Annotated in this window: 1 protein-coding gene; it reads right to left on the reverse strand. The window is 43.0% G+C overall.

What is annotated here, in order from left to right; all coding sequences use genetic code 11:
* The coding region (locus tag HPT30_RS00805) for a transposase (RefSeq protein ID WP_175369670.1) at window positions 1-567 on the reverse strand (567 nt) is incomplete at its 3' end.
* Window positions 568-683: the final 116 nt, after the last annotated feature.

The following is a 683-nucleotide window of genomic DNA, read 5'->3' on the forward strand; positions in this document are numbered from 1 at the left end:
CTTTTTTCCATGTTCTTTCCGGTCTTCAGCCACCGCAGCATTAAGCTCGTCCATGTAATCTTTGGTGTTTTTGAGCACCTGTTGTTTGGTGTATTGGTGCTTGTTGGCGTTGGCTTTGACATGCGTAGAATCGGTCACGAGGACCCGCCCGCCAACCATCCGATGCGAAATCGCCTGTAGGACAATTTCATCGAAAATATCTTGAAAGATCGTTGTATCTTTGAATCGAGTCCGCCGATTCCAGCTAATTGTGCTATGGTCAGGAACCTTATCTGTTAGCCCCAGTCCCAAGAACCAGCGGTAGGCCAGATTGGTTTGAATTTCCCGCTCCAATTGGCGTTCGGAACGGACGCCATAAAAGTAACCTAGAAAAATCATTTTAAATAAAACAACCGGATCAATGGCGGGACGACCGTTATCTGCACAATATAGCGGACGAACTTTTTCATCGATAAAGGAAAAATCAATATATTTATCTACTTTGCGCAGCAAATGATCTTGTGGAACCAAATCTTCAATGGAAACAAACTCATACGCTTGCTGTTTTTCTCGCTTGGCACGCAGCATACAGAACACCATCCGTTCAATAAATAGTTACCTATATTATACAACATTAACGCGGTGTCGTCTTAAATAATTAAGACATAAAGAAAAAGGCTGTCGAAACTTTCTCGACAGCCTGA

The sequence above is a fragment of the Paenibacillus agri genome (assembly GCF_013359945.1).
In the GTDB taxonomy this organism is placed as follows: domain Bacteria; phylum Bacillota; class Bacilli; order Paenibacillales; family Paenibacillaceae; genus Paenibacillus_AQ; species Paenibacillus_AQ agri.